This window comes from Exiguobacterium sp. A1_3_1, assembly GCF_048985645.1.
Classification (GTDB): Bacteria; Bacillota; Bacilli; order Exiguobacteriales; family Exiguobacteriaceae; genus Exiguobacterium_A; species Exiguobacterium_A indicum.
Genome location: NZ_WBYY01000307.1, coordinates 1 through 1,258 on the forward strand (window position 1 = coordinate 1; position 1,258 = coordinate 1,258).

At 50.1% G+C, this 1,258-nt stretch carries 2 protein-coding genes; both read left to right on the forward strand.

All coding sequences use genetic code 11. The annotated features are described in order from the left end of the window. Positions 1-20 precede the first annotated feature (20 nt). Positions 21-860 (forward strand): aminotransferase class IV, encoded by an 840-nt coding sequence (locus tag F8N00_RS17990; protein ID WP_023466569.1) that lies wholly within the window; start codon positions 21-23, stop codon positions 858-860. After that, on the forward strand, positions 857-1,258 hold a 402-nt coding region (gene folP, locus F8N00_RS17995), incomplete at its 3' end, for a dihydropteroate synthase (protein WP_421018747.1). The genes F8N00_RS17990 and folP, both read left to right, overlap by 4 nt.

Consider the following 1,258-nt stretch of genomic DNA (forward strand, 5'->3'; position numbering starts at 1 on the left):
GTGTATAAGAGACAGGCATTATGTATCTCTGGCATGACGGAACCATTAAACGAGAAGAAGAAGTACGCATCTCCCCGCTCGATCACGGATTCGTCTACGGGATGGGTGTATTCGAGACGTTTCGGACCTATAACGGACATCCGTTTTTGTTCGATGATCATATTGAACGCTTACGGATGAGTTGTGTCGCACTCGGAATCCAGCTAGCATATGATCGGGAAGCCTTACGGCAAGCGATCCAAGATTTATATGCGGCATATGGGGCGAACGATTTATACATTCGGTTGAACGTCTCTGCCGGTCCACGTGAGATCGGTTTATCAATCGATCCTTACGACACGCCGACCGTGTTGATCTATGCGAAACCAATCGCTCCGCGAAAACGGGCGGAACGTGCACTCGAGACGATTCGTTTACCGCGCAGTACACCGGAGACGACTTACCGCTTGAAGTCACATCATTACATGAACAATCTAGTGGCGAAACGCCAATTGTTCAATCCGGAAGCAGAAGGGTTGTTTTTGACGAAGGAAGGTCATGTCTGTGAGGGCATTACGTCAAACATCTTTTGGCGTTACGGAAGTACATGGTATACGTCACCGCTTGAAACCGGTGCACTGAACGGGATTACCCGTCAGTTCCTCATGCAATATGTACCGGTCGAAGAACGCTTGGCTTATTTACCGCAGCTCGAAGAAGCAGATGAGATCATCTATACGAATTCCGTTCAGGAAGCGGTCGCTATTTCGTCACTTGACGGACGCCCTTTCCCTGGAATCAACGGAACAGGATATGCACAAATCATGACGCTGTTCGATCAATCCGTCGAACAGGTGACGACAAGGAGAGAACAACGATGACTTACATCATGGGTATCTTGAACGTGACACCGGACTCCTTTTCGGACGGTGGACAATATGTCGATGTCGAGCAAGCGATGCGGCAAGCGCGTCAGCTCGTCGCGGATGGAGCAGATGCAATCGATGTCGGTGGAGAATCGACACGACCGGGTGCAGCATTCGTATCAGTCGAAGAAGAACTCACCCGTGTTTTACCGATCATCAAGCGCATCAAACGAGAGCTGAACGTCCTCGTATCGATCGATACGTACAAACCGGTCGTCGCAGAGGCTGCTATTGAAGCAGGAGCAGATATCATCAACGATGTTTGGGGCTCGAAGTGGGGCGATCGTTCGATGGTCAACGTTGCTGCGCAGTATAAAGTACCCATCATTTTGATGCATAACCGGGAGACGGCG

Coding starts and splice junctions, on each gene's coding strand:
- F8N00_RS17990 (WP_023466569.1), top strand. CDS start 21: ATGTATCTCTGGCATGACGGAACCATTAAACGAGAAGAAGAAGTACGC.